Below are 282 nucleotides of genomic sequence, written 5' to 3' on the forward strand. Positions count from 1 at the left end.
ACTGGGTTTGTAGCTCAGCTGGTTAGAGCACTGTGTTGATAACGCAGGGGTCGAAGGTTCGAGTCCTTCCAGACCCACCAGTTTTTATCTGGGTGCTGTAGACAGCACTACGGATAATCCATTTTTGTTTCAGATGCTATCTGGGACAAAAAGATAAAGCCGAAAGACAAGGCGCAGCGCGACGACGTGTACATCATGTACACGAGGAGCGATGTAACGCGGTATTTCGGGTTTAGAGGGGGATTAGCTCAGTTGGGAGAGCACCTGCTTTGCAAGCAGGGG

Annotated in this window: 1 tRNA gene; it reads left to right on the plus strand. The window is 50.4% G+C overall.

Annotated elements, in window-relative coordinates:
• The first annotated feature begins 3 nt into the window (after positions 1-3).
• Positions 4-80 (plus strand) — tRNA-Ile (locus AWT75_RS20535).
• The last annotated feature ends 202 nt before the right edge of the window (positions 81-282 follow it).

The sequence above is a fragment of the Aquitalea pelogenes genome (genome assembly GCF_001515305.1).
GTDB lineage: Bacteria > Pseudomonadota > Gammaproteobacteria > Burkholderiales > Chromobacteriaceae > Aquitalea > Aquitalea pelogenes.